Below are 18,851 nucleotides of genomic sequence, written 5' to 3'. Positions count from 1 at the left end.
GTTATTCCTCCTTCTAAATACTTTAGCGGAATGACACAGAATTTCTAATACTCCCAAGATGGGTGGTTACGCATTGGACTACTTTTTTGAATGAGTGCTCTTTTTCGATCTAGTCGTCTTCGTTGACATAGACGATGGTGAGTTGAGATTGCCCGGAACTCTGAATACAATCAAATGACGCACGACGCTGCTGTTCTCTGGGAGGACGATCTCGTGCCATATGCATTCTTCCAGACTAGGCGGAGGGCCGGAACGGCTCGATAACTCCAACACTCCAAGAAACCCAAATTTGACATTGGTGTTCTGGTAGGTCGCTGCTTGATTACAGTACTTCCTTGCTGCAGCTCGATCCAAATGTCCATAATGACGTTTCATCTCCAATACAAACCGGTGGCCACCAAATCCGGCGAACAAGTCCGCTCTGCCAGTACCAATACCTTCTACTTCATCCAAAACTTCACATCCTCTATAGTTGCCAGAGAGCCATTGCCAAAGATCCAACTGAAGATCGAATTCCGTGGCATCGGGATTTCGCAAGTAGCTACCGCGATTGCCGAGTTGTTTTAATCCACCATCTTGCCGCGTTTTACAAAACGTAACCACTTGTGCCAGGAGCTCATTGAAGTGTTCCTTGATTTTACCTGTATAATCGTGACAGGCCTTGAGCTGAAGGGTTAGTTCGGTCTGTAAACGATGCATCACTGGATTGGCAAAAAAGTTTAGCGAAGAGACTTGTCGGTTAGCTAATGCCGTTTCTAGGCGCTGCAGTACCTCAGGCGAAAAGTCTTGCGGCAAATCCAGGATCCCGAGGACTTGTTGGAGCTCAGGGAACTGCTCCTCAGGTAATGGCTTTCCCAGCCGCACCTCGCTGGTAGATATCTCGGCTATACGTGCGCGTAAAAAAAGGGCTGTTTGTTCTTGATCTTGATTCCAGTCTGACTCCTCTAGCAATTCGTCAAGATGCGCTAGCAGACCGCGTTCCCTGATAAAGCTGGCTTCGATGCGGGGTCTTAAGAGCTGCCCAAGTCCGCCCCTAGTCTCAAATGAGCGGTCGGCATCGAAGACTGACAGCAAATTTTCCATTACAGCATTGGCTCTCAGCCAGCTTGGGCGTGCTAGGTCTTTGCATGCCTGTTGCACCGACCTAACCAGCCTTGTCCATTGAATCTCCCTGTCGGCTCGGGGAAGAAGCCATTCAGGAAGATACCGTCCCCCTAAGAACATAGCGCGGTCCCGAACAGCGTTTAAAAGAGCTTCTGCTTGTTCATCAATGAATGCGATATCTGCGCCAACATGGAAGCCCTGGATAATGTCAACTATAGCGGCGTATGCTGTCGCATCAGCCCTGTTCTCATCAGTTGCCCGAGCATCTCGCAAATACAAGCTGGTCAGTTCTAGGTACCGCTGGATTTCTTCAACGGAGCCAGCGTTCAGCGCTTCGGAGAGGGTAACCAGAGCAAGTTCAAAATACGCTTCTCCCTCTGCATCTTCAATCTGGCTCAGCTCTTTCAAAGTGTCTTTCAGGTCGGGCTCAGGCCAGGTGGTATAAGCGATACCTGCCAGTTTCGCAGCATGTTGGGCATATAGTCCATTAGCGTTGGGCCTATTACAGGTTAGGGCCTTGAGTGGAATAAACTTCTTGATGCTGGAGGACAGTGCAAGACGGATCAGACCTTCAAGTGCATAAGCGGCAGTGAGTGACTCCGTATCAGTAGCTTGAGCGTCAACACGTAGCTCTAGTGTAATGGCAAGTCTAGTGCTAATCCGTTGACGCAAATGCATGTTGTGCATGACCACATCGATCGCAGAGCGAACAGTAGTAGGGGTCTGGCACTTCGCAAATCCTTCCAGAAGAATTCTATCCATTTCCGCAACTTCTGTTGGCAGCGCATCCACAGCAAGCTCAGCAAGCACATCGAGGAAAGGCGATGGTGCCAGCGAATTTACCTGAGCTGTCAGAGCTGAAACGCCACCGAGTGACTCAATGGTCAAAGGTGTATTGTCTTGAAAGTGCCTTTCAATGAGAGCTATCAAGCAAGGAGAATTATTACCAGACATAGCCGCCTTCTGGAGCTACTCTGCAGTGTTCATTGCCTAAAGCACTAAGCACTGTGGTTGCATTGGCGCTTGCAATGAATATCTGGAGACCTTCTGTCTCTGTAGCTACATGACGAAGCTCGGTGAGCAGTTTAGCCAGATCACCTTCATTTGTTTCCTCAGAGCCGGGAGAATCAATGATTAGCAACCCAGGATGCCGACCAACGCCAAGCTCCTTTCCGATTCGTAACAATGCAATGGCGGTAGCAATCCGCAGCCTGAGTCGCTCACCAGGAGTCAGCTTGCTGAATGGCGACTTCTGATTTCCTTTGTGGACCGTCATCTTTGCGTCTGAACTGAGTTCAATTGATTCGAGACCGAGGGCACCAAAGTCATTAGCCAACCGGAGAATTTCTTCATTGAGCTGACCCATCAGCTCACCCTTGCCTCCATCAAATGCTTTCTTCGCTTCTTTGTGAGCAGTTTCAACAAGCTCCGAGTCCTCGGGTGCTTGCAGCGTGGTGCTGGGTTTGCTGTGTGCTTGTAGCTCGCCTTCGAGTCGCGCAACAAGAAGTTCGGCTTCACGCTGCTCCTGGTAGCTCGCGCTATTACTTGCAGCTATGAGAGCATCTTGTACCTGCGAGAGCTCTGTCAAGGTTGCTGCGGCTTGATATTCGGTTTGTTTATGCAATAACTTGGCTGCCTCGTAGGCTGCTTGCGATGCATCTACACGTTCCTGCGCTGCCTCAAGCATTTCCTTGCTTTCGTCCAGATCATTCAGGCTAATCGGCTCCGAGCAGAGTGAACAGCTCTGCTCGACACTCTCTAACTTGATTCGCTCCTTGGGCACGGCCTTTTCGCATCGCGGGCAGCAGCTCGGCTGGAGTCCAGTGAAAAAAGCTGCGGTAACTAGATTTTCCCGAAGATCACGGAGCGCTCTTTTATCTTCATCTGATGCGCTTCGAAGCACTGTCATTTCGGCAGATGTTCTGGCAGCAGTCTGCTCAAGAGTAAAAGTTTGTGTAGCAAGCGCTCGGACAGTTGCCGTGAGTTCGTCGAGTGAGGTAGCACTCACGCGCTTGTCACTGATATCAACGAGATCACGACGCGCCTGCTCGAGTTGAGTCGACACTCGTGCTATCGTCCCTTGTTCTTGCTTCATTCTAGACGAGTGACCACGAGCGGCATATGCCTGTTGCTGCTCGATTTCTTTCTTGGCAGTGACAGCTTGTACCACGGTACTCGCCCACGGCAACCCAACGTATAGCTGTAGCATGCGCCCTGGCAGCCCGGCCATCAAAACGTCGCCCAACAACGATTTGTGTTCCCCGCCAAAATAGAGTGCACCGGATAGCGCGGACCAACCATGAATGACTGTACTGCCTCCTTCATCGCTGTTCTTGCGCGAGGATATGGGTTGAAGATCAAAGACATTCATCATGAAACGAGACATTACTGCAGCAAACCCCTCGTCGCTACTGAATCGGTCAATGGTTTCGAAGGCTCCATTTGGCCTTATAGTTTTCAGTTCTCCATTCGGTCGCTTGTCATTGACGGCGAATTCGATGTTGTGAGGTCGTCCATCAAGTTGGAAGGTGAGTTGCACCCAAGAAAGCCAGCTTCGCACGTCCTCTTGTAAGCCCTTGATCTCGCCTCGTAAGCACCACAGGATGATCTCTAGAATGCTTGACTTGCCAACGAGGTTGGATTGGTTTGTACCACCATAGCTGGTGACAGCCCAAATACCCGTGCTGAGGTCCGTCCAACTGAAATCGATGGGGCCCGAGATTTTCTTGCCAACCTTCTGACCTTTGAAGGAAATCCCCGTGACGGTGAGTTTGGGCGTAGGCCTAATTGGTCTATCTGCATAGATCCCACGTTTTTGAAGACGAGCTTCTGCCTCTGCTACCGACATCCCAGTGTTCTTTGCGACTGATTCGAGCCAACTCATTGTCATGCGGAGTTTCCTTGCGACAGAACTTCCAAACGTAGGCGTACGCGATCCGTAATGGGTGCGATGATGTGCTTTAGTTCGGTATCGGCGTACTCGGCCTGAAGGTACTGGCGGTCCTTGAGTGCTTTGCCTCCTGCGCCACCGGCCAGGCGAGCTACTACATCAGCCCTGTGCTTGTACCAAGCAATTTCTTCTGCCATTTCTGCCAATTCGTACATGGCTTGCCTTCCACTTTGGGTCAGCAAGTAGATGTGCTCTTGAACTTTTCCTGGAGACCCTTGCCGCTTGATCCTGATAAAGTCTACGGTACGTAGAATCGAGAGCGCGTTGTCCAAAGGCTCGAAAGCGCCGAACCGGTAGCGGATCATTGGCACTCTGCGTAAGTCGGGTTCTCGTGAGTCCAGAATGCTTTGCGCGAGTGCCAAAGTTGCCGGATCACCACCGACGTCGAAATCACTGAGCAACTCGTTGGCGAGATAGTCAGGGTTCCGCATCCAAAAATCCAATGCCTGTAAACGCGATTGCGCATGCAACGTCGCGACGACGTCCGGCCCCCAAGAGTCATCTGTGACGTCAGTAGATCCCGAATCAATACAGGCGAGAAGTCTTACAGCGCTTTGACGATCACTGCTTACAGGAATAGAGCTCAACGTGTGTTGCCCCCTCGTTACGTCACTCGCTTGAATGCGTTGATGAATTATCAGTTACAGCGGTAGCTAAATAGCACATTAACATCATTTCCTGCACAGGACATCACCTGAGTTAGACCTTTCTAGTAGCAGTAGACAATAGGAATTCAAAGCAATTTCGCCGAACAACTAAGCTGATTCTCTAAGCATCAACAACGGGTTAAAAGTGATCGACTTTTTATCATCACCAACGATTCAATATTGATCCATCGGTTTACTCAGGATTAACTTCAGTGATGCCTATCCTCACGACAGATATAGTCTGGGCAACTTAGCGTCACAATATCCGTAAATTCTTACTCCAAAATATCCGTAAATTCTTACTCCAAAGCGCATCTTCACTGAAGTGGAAGAACAAAATATTTCACTTCTTGATTTTATCATAATTTTTATGCAAAAATCATGAAGTGATTAACTCAGCGGGTTTCATCTATGAACGTACCACAATGTAGGACCTTTTCTCAGCAGGATTCCCAGACTTGCTTGGCGAAAATGGGGATTGATGAACAGGACATTATCGATGCTCTAACCGCGGCTCTTTACGAGAGGCGTCGCACAACGAAACTACACCCTGTGATTGATGGTGGTTTTCGATTCTGGAGTGAGTTGGTCGCATCACTGCGTAGCGTATTGATTTCCAAAGATTGCGGGTGGACAATGGTACGTCAAAATCGCATAGAGCTAGTATCCAACCCAACGCATGGCATCAATCTGATCATTACATCAGGGGATAAAGATACAGGGCTAGCTGATGGATGGCCGAAGACTAAAAATGCGAAAGGTGAAGCGACAATGAGTATCGTGAGCAGTAACTCCGATACGATTGAAATGTTCCCGTCAGAACACCCTATGCACTCAACAGATGGTCTAGCTATGATGCCAGTTTCTTCTGCTGACAGCACTAAAACATATATAGTGCTTTACTACCATGATGCGGGCAAGCAAGAAATCCGCTGTGAGATTTCTTTCCCTGTAGGCATGAAGGTGGTGAATGGTTTCGCGAAAGTCAATTACTGGAGCGAGAGGTTAATTATCAGTCCTCTACCGTTTGATGGTGCAGACATCTTCCCAGAAGAAGATTTCACGGATGATGTTTCTATTTCTATTGAAATGAAATGAATACAAACGATAAAGAAAGCAGGCGTCTGTTTAATCCTTCCAGACTTAAGCTGGCACGGATCAGGAGAAAATTGACGCTGAAAGAGCTTGCCGAAGCGACAGGGTTGTCTTCACGTATCGTCATCGAGTATGAAAAAGAATATTGCCTGTATGAACCCACTCCAGCTACGGTAATTGCTTACTCAAAAGCATTGAATTATCCAGAGTCATTTTTCTTCGGCGATGATCTTGAGAACATAGATCCATCTACAGTGTCATTCCGATCTCTACGAAGAACAAAAGCTGCCGATCAGCATGCAGCAATTGGTGCAGGAGGGCTCGGTGTTATTGTCGCGAACTATTTTGATGCCAGATTCAATTTGCCAGTTTCCAGTCTTCCTGACATGAGAGGCACCACTCCAGAGGCTGCCGCTGAGGCGCTGAGGGAAGAGTGGCATCTTGGGAAGAAAAGTGTTCCTAACATGGTCCATCTCCTGGAAAAGAATGGCGTTAAAGTATTTTTCTTGTCAGAGAACACTGCTGATATTGATGCATTTTCATTCTGGAAGGATAGTATCCCTTATATTTTCCTGAACACAAAAAAAACAGGTGAGAGAAGTCGTTTTGATGCGGCTCACGAACTAGGACATTTAGTCATGCATCGGCATGGTGTGTTGCAAGGAGCTGATATCGAGAAAGAGGCTGATGCATTTGCTTCCGCATTCCTTATGCCAAAAGAGAACGTGCTGGCAGTCAAAATGGTTGTCCCCACATTAGATAAGATTATTCAGCTTAAATCGAACTGGATCGTCTCAGCTATCGCGCTTATCGTTCGAATGCGGAACCTGGGTGGATTATCAGAGTGGCAGTACAACAGCCTGATGAGAGATGCCTCTGCCAGAGGTTACCGTTATGGGGAGCCCGGTGGAATAGAAAGGGAAAGATCACTCATCATTGATAGAGTTTTGTCAATGCTTCAGGCTGAAGGTGTGACATTGCCGGTGATTTCTAAAAAACTAAATATTCCGTTGGATGAGTTATCTAGCCTATTATTCGGTGTTGCGGCTATCAGTGGTGGGGGATATTTATCTGCGACCTCACCTCCTTTCCTAAGGCTTGTTTAATCTTCTTGATAATATTACCACGGATGGTATTTCCTATCCGATAATGAATTAATTGCTTAATATGAGAGTAACATGTCTATTACTCTCATATTAACCTTAAACAATCAATGTGGCGTAGTTGACAAAAATGGACCGCGGTTTTAGATTTTTCCAAAATAATTGCTCTGATTCATTAGGCATTAAACCACAGTTATACTGGTGGGGTGTTGATGGCCTGACTGGGTTACCGACCATCGATTCGGGACTAGTGTGGTGCTCTGATTTACACGTTTAGCCTTTATTGCAGAAGAGGCTTTTTCTACATAAAAATCACTTCATTTGTTAAATGATCCGGTTATTTATTTAAGTTACGGAAAAATGAAACCATATAAAACCCAAGAAGATTTGATTGGTTTTCTGAAAGATAATGAGCTAGTAGGGCTTGATAGTGAATATTCCTACAAATGTATCGAATGGATACAACGTTTTTCAGCAAAAGGGATGGACTTGAATAGCTGGTGGGTGTTGACGCCCTCAACCTGGCGGTGTCCCTCATGTGATCGTGAAAAAAAAGAAATTATAAGATTAAATAAGCACGGTTATCTTACTGGTCATTTACACGAACACCATGACCATATGAAGGATTTTGTTGAGTCTGAATTTTCAAAATTCGCACATAATAACTCCCATGCTAATGCTGATTTATTGGGCGCCCGTTTTGTTGAAAGAACTGCATTTGCACTTTCGGCTTATGATAATACTGTTGTATGCTCGGATTGTAATAATGCTGATGTTAAGGCCAAAAAACTTGTTTTTGCTCCGGCTCAATTTTCGTTCTCCCCCGAGCAAATAAAGCAATTTATTATTACTGAGCCTAATTTAGATCATCAAATAAATGATGTTGCTGTAATGAAAGTATGGGGAGAGTGTAAACAAACATTTGAATTACGATGTCTGTTTGTCAAGAAATTTGCTGCATTGGGGGCTACAAATACACACTGGTATCAACCGTCAATTCAAACGGCCAGGCAAACATATCGTATTGGTTCTGCTCTTTTGAAACATCATGGGTTGTCTGATATTAAACCCAATGCTCCTGAGAAATTATTATACAAAACCAGTAAGTTTGCGGGTGAAAAGTCATCGTGGCGCATGAACCGGCTGAGATCGATAACTATCGCCCCCAGTGAGGGAGAGCTTCGACATCTCATAAGTATGAAAAAAGCTCAATGGGAAAAAGTTGCTGATGACTGGTATTGCCCTGTTTGCCAACGTTTGAAAATAGAATGCGTCAGAAAATCCAATAAAGGAAACTGGGACTTTTCATTAAGTACATCTAAAAAATTATATGATGTGTACTCTCCTAATTTTGTACAGAATACGACTGTATGTAATGATTGCAGCACAACTGCCACTCATATTGGAAGTGAGATTATGTCGAGAGTGGGTGAAAATATTGCTTATGGTTCAGCGCTTGTTTCGGTTGATGAGCTTTGCTCAGTAATATCATCAGTTCCCCATGGAAAACACGAGATCAACAATTTTGTAGCAGAGAAACTTTTGGGCATTCTGGAAGAGCGATACTGGAGTGGTGATTTTTACAACTTGTAATGAGTATATAATGACAAACTTTATCTTGTGACTGAGTACCTCCTCAGTCACAAGATAGGATTCGCACAGGACAATACAACCATTCTCATCGAAGATAATGAACATTCAGTAGATTGCAGGTTGTACATGGATACTAATGAATTCACCTTAAATAGGCATTATATATAGGCGTATTAAGGTATGTTAAGTCTCCCAGAGACCATAACGTGAAAATATTAACTTTTTATTTTTACTATCCTGAAGATTATCTTATTACAGGGAGATCGAAGTACCTAAATAAGGATTTTAATGTGTTTTCTTTAACCCATGGATTTTGTATTCGTCGGATAGAGTGATAAATCAAGAGGTAATGAGTAGCTCACCATTTTTTATTTAGCTTCTCGTCAATGCAGGCTATGGCGTCATCATAGGGACTGGCAGTATTCTCTCAATGTTTCATATCTCTTTTTTCTCGTTTTTATTTTGAAAGGAATACTTGAACAAACATGTATATACGAAAAATAAGTTTCAGAGTGAAAATGAAAAAGACATCCAACCATTTTCTTTGCTAAATGTCTTTTCATTATTAAGTGCGTCCATACTCCATGCCAGCAAGATCATCAATATAATTGGCATTCCATCACATCATTTCTCTCCGTTGATCCAGATACAGAGTATGGCTATAGGTTCACCAGATACTGTTTTGCAAAATCAAACGGACTAACTACTTTCTCCCGATTAGTATCCAGAAAATCTGCCCACCATTGCAGCATCAGTCTGCGCTCATCCAGAAACTCTGGCTTTATGAATGTACGCTGCCCGAACGCCATTACGTTCCTGGTGGCTCATTTGCCGCTCCACGGCATCCCGTGACCATAAGCCCGACTCAATCAATCCACTGCACGCCATCGCTAGGAAACCATGTCCACACACTTCCGTCTTGGTCTCATACCCCATCAAACGTAATGCCTTGTTGATGGTGTTTTATTCACCAAGCGACGTTTATGGTAACAATGAAAAAAATAAGCAGCAGCAGAAACCAACAACGCCAGTATCATTACTGGCGTTGCTGGATTTATGAGACAAGCTACTACGCTTCGAGTAGCTTTGGCATGACTCATCTGTGTTCCAGAGAGTCAATATAATCGGCATACCACTGCATCATTTCCCGCCGTTGCTCCAGATAAAGAGCATGGTTATAGGTTCCCCGGATACTATTTTTATCCGCATGTGCAAGCTGGAGTTCAATCCAGGCTGAGTTATAGCTCTGTTCATGCAAAATGGTACTCATCGTGTGACGAAAACCATGTCCTGTCGCTTTACCATCATAACCAATACGCTTTAGCACCATATTGATGCTGGCTTCGCTCATGGGCTTATTGACGTCGTTGCGTCCTGGAAAAACCAGCCGATAGCTTCCAGTTACGTTCTGAAGTTCCCGCAGGATGGCAGTGACTTGTCGGGTCAGGGGAACGACATGTTTACGCCGCATTTTCATGCGACTTTCCGGTACTGTCCACAGAGCGTTGTCGAAATCAAACTCTTGCCATTCTGCAGCACGCAATTCGACAGTGCGAACACCGGTCAATAAAAGCAGTCGAGTGGCGAGGCGGGTGAGGGAACTACCGTGATATTCAGCCAACTTCTGAAGGAACTCAGGAAGCTCTCTGGCGATTAGATGAGGGAAGTGCTCTGTTTTGGGGGGACTCAAGGCTCCGGCCAATTCTGCCACAGGGTTCACCGTTGCCCGGCCAGTGGCAATAGCGTAACGGAAAATCTGATTACAGAATTGCCGCACTTTACGCATTTTCTCCAGAGCACCGCGCTTTTCTATCAGGCGCAGCACTTGAAGCATTTCCAGCGGGAGGATCTCTGTGACAGGGCGTTTCCCTACATGTGGGAAGATATCCTTCTCAAGGGCTTCCAGGACGCTTTCTGCATAGCTTGCAGACCATGACGTACATTTGTAGGTATGCCATTCAGTAGCGAGGGTATGGAAGGTATTTTCTACTGTGAATTTTTTGGTTTGCTTCTCGCGCTGTTTTTGCTCGCTGGGGTCATGACCCTCGGCGAGGAGTTTTCGTGCTTCTTCACGCTTTAGCCTGGCCTCGGCTAATGAGATATCAGGGTAGACACCAATAGAGAGTTTTTTCTCTTTGCCTGATACGCGGTATTTCATGCGCCAATATTTACGGCCGTTGGTGGTGACCAGTAGAAAAAGGCCACGCTCATCAGTGAGTTTGTAATCTTTCTCTTTCGGCTTTGCAGTCTCGACTTGTCTGGCATTGAGTGGCATTTGGGGGCCCCTAAATCACATTAAACAAGATAAGCCCCCAGTTAAGCCCCCAAACATCACTTGATTGGTGTTGATGTAGGTTGACCTCAGTGGAACTTAAAATGGATTAATGTTGAGTATGATAGTGATTATAAAGGAGTTTACTTGAATTCAGAAGACGTGGGGAGAAGTGAAAGTGGTGCCCGGACTCGGAATCGAACCAAGGACACGGGGATTTTCAATCCCCTGCTCTACCGACTGAGCTATCCGGGCAACGGGGCGCATTAAACCGTATTGGCACCAAATCGTCAATGAATTTCTCATATAAAGGCGATCGGTTGCTCTCTTTTCATGCAAAAGGTGGCTAATAAATGTTGGTGTGATATTTTTTCATCGTGATAGGCGGTTTTATCTGATTGATTTATAGATTTTTTATTTTCCAGTTTATTAGATAACAATGGCTTAGATATTCACTAAATATGAATTTTTATTGAACTTCAAGGGTTGAATCGCTCCCATAAACATGTAATTATTGCGCGAATTTAGCGTTACTATTCATTCCTCTAGTCCATATAATTTTGAGAATTTAAGCAGGGGGGCGGTTATGGCAGTTTTACACTATCCAATGCATATTAAGCGCCTCATGTGCCACTTCCTCCGTTTCACTTCGGTTAAGTCTTTTACCTTTTTCATGCGGTAAGGCTATGTGTTGCTCACTGTTAGACATTATTAAAAATAGAGCTAATCCTCTGATTTTACTGATGTCTATTGGTCGATGCTGAGACCAGTTCACTCACTATTCTGGCTTTTATTTCTGCTGGGAAAAATGCGTTTAAAGATATCAATTTGCCGGTAATTCATATGATTCATCAATATGATGCCATCTATATGCCAAAGTGGCAGACTCATACCTGACCGTTTGAGAGTAAGTGACATGACACAGTTAAAAATAGCAACAAGTGCTCGTTTGGCTTCTTATGTAGAAAGTCAGCGGGGAGTGGTATACCTCAATCAGACCGATTTCACAGATGTTGCCGCCGTGGTGATGTCGGTGGAAGATGCGAGTGCCGGTATATTGTCGAAGCTCAATGATTTGGGTTTTGCTATTCCTACTTTTATTGCTGTTACGGCAGAACAGACGGTTTCTACGGATTATTTGCCCCTTATTAAGGGTGTCATCACACTCGGTGAGGCAAATAAAGCATTTTACAATGCTCAGGTTGAGGCTGCTGCCAGCGAATATCAAAAAAATCTGTTACCACCTTTTTTCTCAACATTAAAGAAATATGTCGAGATGAAAAATTCAACCTTTGCTTGCCCTGGGCACCAAGGTGGTGAGTTTTTCCGTAAACATCCTGCTGGCCGTCAGTTTTTTGAATTCTATGGTGAGACGATTTTCCGGTCAGATATGTGTAACGCCGATGTCAAATTGGGTGACTTGCTTATCCATGAAGGTGCGGCAAAAGATGCACAAAAATATGCAGCTAAGGTCTTTAATGCAGATAAAACCTATTTTGTACTGAATGGGACTTCATCGGCCAACAAAGTGGTTACTAATGCTTTATTGACCCGTGGTGATTTAGTGTTATTTGATAGAAATAACCATAAATCTAACCATCATGGCGCACTGATTCAAGCGGGGGCGACGCCAGTCTATTTAGAAACTGCTCGTAATTCATTTGGATTTATTGGTGGCATCGATGCGCACTGTTTCGATGAGCGTTATTTACGTCAGCAACTCGCTGAAGTGGCTCCTGAACATGTGAATGATACACGGCCATTCAGATTGGCAATCATTCAGTTAGGCACTTATGATGGCACTGTGTATAACGCTCGTCAGGTGGTTGATAGTATTGGTCATTTATGTGATTACATTTTGTTTGATTCTGCGTGGGTCGGTTATGAGCAATTTATTCCGATGATGAAGGATTTCTCGCCACTATTGCTAGAATTAAATGAAAATGACCCTGGGATTATTGTGACTCAGTCAGTGCATAAGCAGCAGGCTGGTTTCTCTCAGACTTCTCAAGTGCATAAAAAAGATAACCATATAAAAGGGCAAAAACGCCACTGTAACCATAAGCGTTTTAACAATGCGTTTATGCTGCATGCATCAACCAGCCCGTTTTACCCTTTATTCGCCGCGTTAGATGTGAATGCCAAAATACATTCCGGCGACAGTGGCCGCCGCATGTGGATGGATTGTGTAAAGCTCGGTATTGAGGCCCGTAAATTATTATTAGAGCGCTGCTCAATGTTACGGCCATTCATTCCACCCACTGTAGGGGGTAAGAATTGGCAGGATTACGATACAGATATTATTGCTAATGATGCTCGCTTCTTTAATTTTGTGCCTAATGAGCGTTGGCATGGATTTGAAGGTTATAATCAAGATCAATACCTAGTTGATCCTTGCAAATTATTGCTAACAACACCAGGTATTGATGCTAACAGCGGGCAATATACCCAATTTGGTGTGCCAGCAGCGATACTGGCAACTTTCCTTCGTGAAAATGGTATTGTGCCGGAAAAATGCGATCTGAATTCGATCCTATTCCTGCTGACACCGGCTGAAAACCCGGCAAAAATGGCTCATCTGGTTGATATGTTAGCCCAATTTGAGCGCTATATTGAGCAAGATGCGCTGTTGTGCGATGTATTACCGACGATATATCGTAAGAATGAAGAGCGCTATCGTGGCTATACTTTGCGCCAGTTATGCCAGGAAATGCATAACTTATATGTCAGTCATGATGTTAAACAGTTGCAAAAGGATATGTTCCGTAAAGCCAGTTTCCCACCTGTCGTGATGAACCCGCAGGATGCCAATATTCAGTTTATCCGCGATAATATTGAACTGATTCCTATTGCTGAAGCGGAAGGGCGAATTGCGGCTGAAGGGGCTTTGCCTTATCCACCAGGCGTGTTGTGTGTTGTGCCGGGTGAAATATGGGGTGGGGCGGTGCAGCGTTATTTCCTGGCGCTGGAAGAGGGCATCAATTTATTGCCGGGCTTCTCCCCGGAATTGCAGGGCGTTTATATCGAAAAAGGTGATGTAGAATGGCGGCGTATTTTTGGTTATGTCATTACTCAGTAATCTGAGGACAGATAGACAGCCAATGGGAATATTGGCTGTCACTTTATCCCACTTTGGATAGTCAGTAACCGAAATAGCGTACCAACAAAACAGTACCGGAAATCAGCAATAAGATATTTATTATTCTAATCAGTTGTTCGCGGCTGATCCCTAAGCTGATTTTATTGGCAATTGCTAATCCGACCAACATCCCCGGCACCAATAGCAATACCATCCATAATATCGACAAATCCATATAGACTCCGGCCAGAGCAAATAAAATTACTCGGGTTAAGGTGCTTAGGCCGATAAGTGTTGTCTGTGTAATCCGTAAATTATCTTTGTTGGTTATCCGCCCTGATAAATAAATAGCATATATAAACCCACCGCTACCAAATAATGCACTGAAAATACCGCCAATTATGCCAAAAGGAATAGCGGCAGCGGATTTGAATTGCCCTTGCGGTTTACGCCGACTGAGGGCGTAAATTGCATATAAAATAACAAATATGCCTAATGCTAATAGCAAAATATCGGGGCGGGTTCGCAGCAATATTGTCGCGCCTATTAGGCTCCCAAGAATCATCAATGGGACCAAGCGCTTAAGCTCTGCAATGTCTGCATGGCGGCTATGACGTGCTACGTTGGTGATTGCAGCAACCATATCAACAATAGCTAGCAATGGGACAATTTTTGCTACAGGGATAAATAGTGCTAAAACCGGACTGGCAATTAACGCGGAACCAAAGCCAGTAATACCAAAAATAATGTAGGCAATGACCATAGTGGAGAAGATTACCACCATTTCGAAAACGGTAAGTCCAACGTCCATTTGTTCAATCTGCCAGCTGTGGTTAAGAGAGTAATGATCAATACTATAAACACTTTATTGCGAATAGTTGTTATTCAAAATTGAACAGTTATCAGTTGGTCACAATTTTAGCCATAAAAAAGGGCACAGCGCACTGTGCCCTTTATACCCATGACAATTAGTGGCGGCGGTAGCTCTTCTGCGCACTATTCACTTTCACCAGATAGCGGCGAGATTCACCGGATGGGTGTTTGGTGGTTAGCGTTTGGAATACATCGCCCGGAGCCATACTATTAATAATATTAACCGCTTGGTTTTTGTCGCTAGAGAATACCCGTAACACACTGCCGGCACCGCCATTATAGGAGGTAATAACTGCATAACGCCGCGAGGTGGCATTTTGAATACCGCCCAAATAGGTATTTTGCAGAATAGATAGATAGGCTGTGCCAGCATCAATATTGTTAGCAGGATCAAATAGATAACTGCGGCTCGGCTGACCACTTTTGCCTTTCAGTTTGTAGACGTCCCGCCCGGCAGTATGCTGAACAACCTGCATCAGGCCAAGTGCATCAGAGCCACTAACCGCATATGGGTTAAAGCTTGATTCAGTTTGCATAATAGCCAGAATTAATGACTCTTCTACGCCATATTTCTCAGCCGATTGCCGCACCAGTGGCAAATATTTATGCGCACGTTTATCCAGATGGTTCGGCACTAATTGCAAGGTTACCGACCAGATAACATGCAAACCAGAGGTACGCTTTTGCATTTTGTTTTGCAGTAAATAATCAGCAAAATGTGCAGCTCGCCATTCCCAACGAATAGGCTCGCCGTTGTTATCTAGTACCTGCCCATAGAGGAAAGGTTCTTTGCTGATCTGGATGTCATTAGCATCAGAATAGAGGTCGATCGAGCCAGGATCATCGCCCATTAATAACGTGGTAATAATCGCCTGACGTAAGTGAGCCGCCGGATCAGTCGTGGCAATAGTTTCAACTGTAATGGTACCAGCATCAAAGTTGATATGGCTGCGGGTTTGATATTGATCTGTATACTTAACGTAATCTTTTGGGCCCGCGATTAAGACTTCTTTTAATCCCCAAATATTTTCGATGTTATGGGCAAACTGGCCCATTAAAATTTCAAAACCGTTGGTGTCTTTGACAAAGGCTTCGTTTTCTGCCTGATTTTTATTGCCTGAACAAGACACTAACAATGGTGCAATAACCAACAAAGCTAAAATTTTCTTCATCTTACAAGCCATATCTTGATGAGGAATGTCCCCGTTAGGGAATAAATAACAGCGGGGCCAGCATAGGCCCCGTAATAGGTTACTGACTCGGCGGAGTATAACCTTCAATATGAACATCCTGCCCTTCGAACAGGAAATTGACCATTTCTTGTTCCAGCAATTTTCGGTCTTCTACATTCATCATGCTGAGCTTTTTCTCATTAATCAGCATGGTTTGTTTAGTTATCCATTGTGACCAAGCTTCTTTTGAGATTTCGTTATAGATACGTTTGCCGATTTCGCCTGGATACAGCTGAAAATCTTGCCCCTCAGCATCCTTTTTTAAAAACGTGCAAAAAATCGTTCTGCTCATGCTAAATCCTCTTTGATGACGATCGTCAAATACAGCTATTGGGGTAGACGGCGGTGCTGCCCATTATTGTTTTACTAACTTTTCTTTTGCTAATTCTTCTTTTGCTAACTGAAGTAATAAGCGCTCAACAGGGGCGGCCAATCCTACCGACGGCGGCTGTGCTAAGTTATACCAGAGACCCGCTCCATCATCCATGCATCCATGTCCTGATGCAGTATTCAGCCACATAGGGACAATATCCAGATGGAAGTGACTGAAGGTGTGACGAAAAGCAGTTAACTGCTGTAATTCGCTGGCGACCATGCCACGTTGTTGTAACCAACTATCCAGACTCTCTTGTTCCGCAAATTGTGGGAAACAAAACAATCCGCCCCATAATCCCACGGGAGGCCGCTGTTCGAGCCACACCTGAGAGCCGTTTTGCAGCAACAGAAAATAGGCTGTTTTTTCCGGTATTGTTTGTTTGGGTTTTTTACCCGGATAGCGCGCCCAGCTATGGTTGGCATAAGCGAGACACCCCATATTCAGTGGGCAAAGTTCGCATTTGGGTTTAGAACGGGTGCAAACAATTGCGCCTAAATCCATCATGGCCTGATTAAACTGACCCACTCCCTTGGCGGGGGTGACATCTTCACTGATTTGCCACAGTCGCCCTTCGACCTCTTTTTTACCCGGCCATCCCTCAACGGCATAGCAACGAGCTAGAACTCGCTTCACATTACCGTCCAAAATTGGGAAATGTTGCCCCAAAGAGAGTGATAAAATAGCACCCGCAGTGGAGCGGCCAATGCCGGGCAGTGCGAGTATGTCATCAAAAGTCGTGGGGAATTCGCCCTGATGGCGTTCAACAACAGTTTGGGCGGCTTTATGCAGGTTTCTGGCGCGGGCGTAATAACCCAACCCAGTCCACAAATGCAAAACTTCGTCCAGCGGAGCTGCCGCCAAAGCACGGATATCAGGGAAGCGCAGTATAAAACGTTGGAAATAAGGAATGACGGTCGCAACCTGCGTTTGTTGCAACATCACTTCTGATAGCCAGACTTGATAAGGTGTTTTATCCAATTGCCATGGCAATGTTTTGCGGCCAAAGCTTTGGTACCACTCAAGTACCACGTGCGCGAATTGTTGCGCTTGCATCATAAGCAGGTATCGATATCCGGCAGAGAAATAAATTAGGGTTGGATTGCAGCATAGACTCCCCAGACTGTAAACCCCCTTCATTCTTGACGCCACAGCGGCGTTAGCGGCATTCACTCACCCGAATCACTTACTTGATGTAAGCTCATCGGGATTTGTTCACTTGCTGCCTGGCTGTAACACCAATAACTTTGGGGGAGATGCTTTCGTTCTTGCGCCACCGCGGCGTTAGCGGCATTCAATTAGCCAGTTTGGGCATTAATCTATTATTTACAGCTTAATTTTGTACTTATGACCGCCAGAGTTGATAAACTGGCGTATCTTTGCATAATGCGCGTTCGTATACGCAACCAACAGACAGAAAGCACCATGATAAATGACGTCATATCTCCGGAATTTGATGAAAACGGTCGCGCTATGCGCCGTATTCGTAGTTTTGTCCGCCGTCAGGGGCGCCTGACCAAAGGCCAACAACTGGCGCTTGATAACTACTGGCCGGTGATGGGCGTAGAATATCAGCCAACCCCTGTTGATTTAACAGCCTTATTTGGCCGTGAAGCGCCCGTGGTATTGGAAATTGGCTTTGGTATGGGAACCTCGCTGGTCACTATGGCGGCCAGTAATCCGCAGCAGAATTTCCTGGGGATAGAAGTACACTCTCCGGGCGTGGGTGCTTGCTTGGGCTCAGCTCATGACGCGGGTCTGAGTAACTTGCGGGTTATGTGCCATGATGCGGTCGAAGTGCTGGAAAATATGATCCCGGATGCTTCATTGGATATGGTTCAGTTGTTTTTCCCTGATCCATGGCACAAAGCACGCCATAATAAACGTCGTATCGTGCAGGCACCTTTTGTCGAATTGGTAAAAAGTAAATTAAAAGTGGGCGGCGTGTTCCATATGGCGACCGACTGGCAGCATTATGCGGAACATATGCTGGAGGTTATGTCAGGTGCAAACGGGTACCACAACCTGTCAGAGCAGAATGATTATGTGCCTCGTCCGGACTCGCGTCCGCTGACAAAATTTGAATTACGTGGCCAGCGCCTGGGACATGGCGTTTGGGATCTGATGTTTGAGAGGAAAGAATAATGGCTAATAATCGTAGTCGTCGTTTACGCAAAAAAATGCATATCGATGAGTTTCAAGAATTAGGTTTTTCTGTAAAGTGGACCTTCCCAGAAGGGACCAGTGTTGATGTTATTGACGAAACTGTCGATGCTTTCATTGATGAAGTTATTGAAGCAAACGGCCTGGCATTTGATGGCAGCGGCTATTTGCAGTGGGAAGGCCTGATTTGCCTGCAAGAAATTGGTCATTGCACGGATGAACACCGTGCGTTAGTGACTAAATGGCTGGAAGCGCGCAAATTGAAAGATGTAGAAACCAGTGAACTGTTTGATATCTGGTGGGATTGATCTTCCGTTTTAACGGTAGATAATCAATAAGGGCGCCTAAGCAGGCGCCTTTGTTTTTA

The 18,851-nt window shown here is 45.4% G+C and carries 14 protein-coding genes, 1 tRNA gene and 1 pseudogene; 6 read left to right on the top strand and 10 right to left on the bottom strand.

Annotation, left to right across the window (positions count from 1 at the left end):
- Positions 1-78: 78 nt before the first annotated feature.
- From DXZ79_RS16475 to DXZ79_RS16465, 3 genes are read right to left on the bottom strand one after another with little or no spacing between them, the layout of a single operon-like run.
- Positions 79-2,058 carry a hypothetical protein gene (locus DXZ79_RS16475; protein ID WP_050115977.1) on the bottom strand — a complete coding sequence of 660 codons (1,980 nt, stop codon included), beginning with the start codon at positions 2,056-2,058 and terminating at the stop codon, positions 79-81.
- Positions 2,048-3,994, bottom strand: coding sequence for a coiled-coil domain-containing protein (locus DXZ79_RS16470; RefSeq protein WP_050115978.1), 1,947 nt, complete (start codon positions 3,992-3,994; stop codon positions 2,048-2,050). The genes DXZ79_RS16475 and DXZ79_RS16470 overlap by 11 nt, the downstream gene beginning before the upstream one ends.
- Positions 3,991-4,641 carry a hypothetical protein gene (locus DXZ79_RS16465; protein WP_050115979.1) on the bottom strand — a complete coding sequence of 217 codons (651 nt, stop codon included), beginning with the start codon at positions 4,639-4,641 and terminating at the stop codon, positions 3,991-3,993. Before DXZ79_RS16465 ends, DXZ79_RS16470 begins: the two co-directional genes overlap by 4 nt.
- Before the next feature lie 471 nt (positions 4,642-5,112).
- Here DXZ79_RS16465 and DXZ79_RS16460 point away from each other — a divergent pair, with 471 nt between their 5' ends.
- The 3 genes from DXZ79_RS16460 (at position 5,113) to DXZ79_RS16450 (ending at position 8,492) form a co-directional block, all read left to right on the top strand.
- On the top strand, positions 5,113-5,799 hold the full coding sequence (locus tag DXZ79_RS16460) for a hypothetical protein (RefSeq protein ID WP_050115981.1): 687 nt from the start codon (positions 5,113-5,115) through the stop codon (positions 5,797-5,799).
- Positions 5,796-6,902: a helix-turn-helix domain-containing protein gene (locus tag DXZ79_RS16455; protein ID WP_050115982.1), complete on the top strand. Its 1,107-nt coding sequence runs from the start codon at positions 5,796-5,798 to the stop codon at positions 6,900-6,902. Before DXZ79_RS16460 ends, DXZ79_RS16455 begins: the two co-directional genes overlap by 4 nt.
- 357 nt (positions 6,903-7,259) lie before the next feature.
- On the top strand, positions 7,260-8,492 hold the full coding sequence (locus DXZ79_RS16450) for a hypothetical protein (RefSeq protein ID WP_050115984.1): 1,233 nt from the start codon (positions 7,260-7,262) through the stop codon (positions 8,490-8,492).
- A 659-nt stretch (positions 8,493-9,151) separates the two neighbouring features.
- Here the strand turns inward: DXZ79_RS16450 and DXZ79_RS16445 are convergent.
- From DXZ79_RS16445 to DXZ79_RS16435, 3 genes and pseudogenes are all read right to left on the bottom strand, one after another.
- Positions 9,152-9,455, bottom strand: a pseudogene (locus tag DXZ79_RS16445) (tyrosine-type recombinase/integrase); the annotation flags it as partial.
- A gap of 133 nt (positions 9,456-9,588) precedes the next feature.
- On the bottom strand, positions 9,589-10,767 hold the full coding sequence (locus DXZ79_RS16440; RefSeq protein ID WP_050115986.1) for a tyrosine-type recombinase/integrase: 1,179 nt from the start codon (positions 10,765-10,767) through the stop codon (positions 9,589-9,591).
- A 176-nt stretch (positions 10,768-10,943) separates the two neighbouring features.
- Positions 10,944-11,019 (bottom strand) — tRNA-Phe (locus tag DXZ79_RS16435).
- 661 nt (positions 11,020-11,680) lie between these two features.
- Between DXZ79_RS16435 and speF the strand changes: the two genes are divergently transcribed.
- Positions 11,681-13,843: an ornithine decarboxylase SpeF gene (gene speF / locus DXZ79_RS16425; RefSeq protein ID WP_038630974.1), complete on the top strand. Its 2,163-nt coding sequence runs from the start codon at positions 11,681-11,683 to the stop codon at positions 13,841-13,843.
- A gap of 61 nt (positions 13,844-13,904) precedes the next feature.
- On the opposite strand, the gene DXZ79_RS16420 is transcribed toward speF, so the two are convergent.
- The 4 genes from DXZ79_RS16420 to mutY all read right to left on the bottom strand — a co-directional run bounded on the left by DXZ79_RS16420 (position 13,905) and on the right by mutY (position 17,380).
- A complete protein-coding gene (locus DXZ79_RS16420) occupies positions 13,905-14,654 on the bottom strand; it encodes a sulfite exporter TauE/SafE family protein (protein WP_038630976.1) in 750 nt (249 codons plus the stop codon).
- Between the two features lie 157 nt (positions 14,655-14,811).
- Positions 14,812-15,888 carry a membrane-bound lytic murein transglycosylase MltC gene (gene mltC / locus DXZ79_RS16415; RefSeq protein ID WP_038630978.1) on the bottom strand — a complete coding sequence of 359 codons (1,077 nt, stop codon included), beginning with the start codon at positions 15,886-15,888 and terminating at the stop codon, positions 14,812-14,814.
- 79 nt (positions 15,889-15,967) lie between these two features.
- The gene (locus DXZ79_RS16410; RefSeq protein WP_004391023.1) at positions 15,968-16,240 is read right to left on the bottom strand and encodes an oxidative damage protection protein; all 273 of its coding nucleotides are present in this window, start codon (positions 16,238-16,240) and stop codon (positions 15,968-15,970) included.
- A 63-nt stretch (positions 16,241-16,303) separates the two neighbouring features.
- Positions 16,304-17,380 carry an A/G-specific adenine glycosylase gene (mutY, locus tag DXZ79_RS16405; protein WP_038630980.1) on the bottom strand — a complete coding sequence of 359 codons (1,077 nt, stop codon included), beginning with the start codon at positions 17,378-17,380 and terminating at the stop codon, positions 16,304-16,306.
- Positions 17,381-17,746: 366 nt separating this feature from the next.
- On the opposite strand from mutY, the gene trmB reads away from it, so the two are divergent.
- Positions 17,747-18,466, top strand: coding sequence for a tRNA (guanosine(46)-N7)-methyltransferase TrmB (gene trmB, locus DXZ79_RS16400; RefSeq protein WP_032820017.1), 720 nt, complete (start codon positions 17,747-17,749; stop codon positions 18,464-18,466).
- A complete protein-coding gene (locus DXZ79_RS16395; RefSeq protein ID WP_038630982.1) occupies positions 18,466-18,792 on the top strand; it encodes a YggL family protein in 327 nt (108 codons plus the stop codon). Before trmB ends, DXZ79_RS16395 begins: the two co-directional genes overlap by 1 nt.
- The last annotated feature ends 59 nt before the right edge of the window (positions 18,793-18,851 follow it).

Origin of the sequence: Yersinia rochesterensis, assembly GCF_003600645.1 — a bacterium.
GTDB classification, from domain to species: Bacteria; Pseudomonadota; Gammaproteobacteria; order Enterobacterales; family Enterobacteriaceae; genus Yersinia; species Yersinia rochesterensis.
The sequence above is the reverse complement of the archived record's forward strand: the minus strand, read 5'-3'. Positions and strand labels throughout refer to the sequence as shown.

Coding starts and splice junctions, on each gene's coding strand:
- DXZ79_RS16475 (WP_050115977.1), bottom strand. CDS start 2,058: ATGTCTGGTAATAATTCTCCTTGCTTGATAGCTCTCATTGAAAGGCAC.
- DXZ79_RS16470 (WP_050115978.1), bottom strand. CDS start 3,994: ATGACAATGAGTTGGCTCGAATCAGTCGCAAAGAACACTGGGATGTCG.
- DXZ79_RS16460 (WP_050115981.1), top strand. CDS start 5,113: ATGAACGTACCACAATGTAGGACCTTTTCTCAGCAGGATTCCCAGACT.
- DXZ79_RS16455 (WP_050115982.1), top strand. CDS start 5,796: ATGAATACAAACGATAAAGAAAGCAGGCGTCTGTTTAATCCTTCCAGA.
- DXZ79_RS16450 (WP_050115984.1), top strand. CDS start 7,260: ATGAAACCATATAAAACCCAAGAAGATTTGATTGGTTTTCTGAAAGAT.
- DXZ79_RS16440 (WP_050115986.1), bottom strand. CDS start 10,767: ATGCCACTCAATGCCAGACAAGTCGAGACTGCAAAGCCGAAAGAGAAA.
- speF (WP_038630974.1), top strand. CDS start 11,681: ATGACACAGTTAAAAATAGCAACAAGTGCTCGTTTGGCTTCTTATGTA.
- DXZ79_RS16420 (WP_038630976.1), bottom strand. CDS start 14,654: ATGGACGTTGGACTTACCGTTTTCGAAATGGTGGTAATCTTCTCCACT.
- mltC (WP_038630978.1), bottom strand. CDS start 15,888: ATGAAGAAAATTTTAGCTTTGTTGGTTATTGCACCATTGTTAGTGTCT.
- DXZ79_RS16410 (WP_004391023.1), bottom strand. CDS start 16,240: ATGAGCAGAACGATTTTTTGCACGTTTTTAAAAAAGGATGCTGAGGGG.
- mutY (WP_038630980.1), bottom strand. CDS start 17,380: ATGATGCAAGCGCAACAATTCGCGCACGTGGTACTTGAGTGGTACCAA.
- trmB (WP_032820017.1), top strand. CDS start 17,747: ATGATAAATGACGTCATATCTCCGGAATTTGATGAAAACGGTCGCGCT.
- DXZ79_RS16395 (WP_038630982.1), top strand. CDS start 18,466: ATGGCTAATAATCGTAGTCGTCGTTTACGCAAAAAAATGCATATCGAT.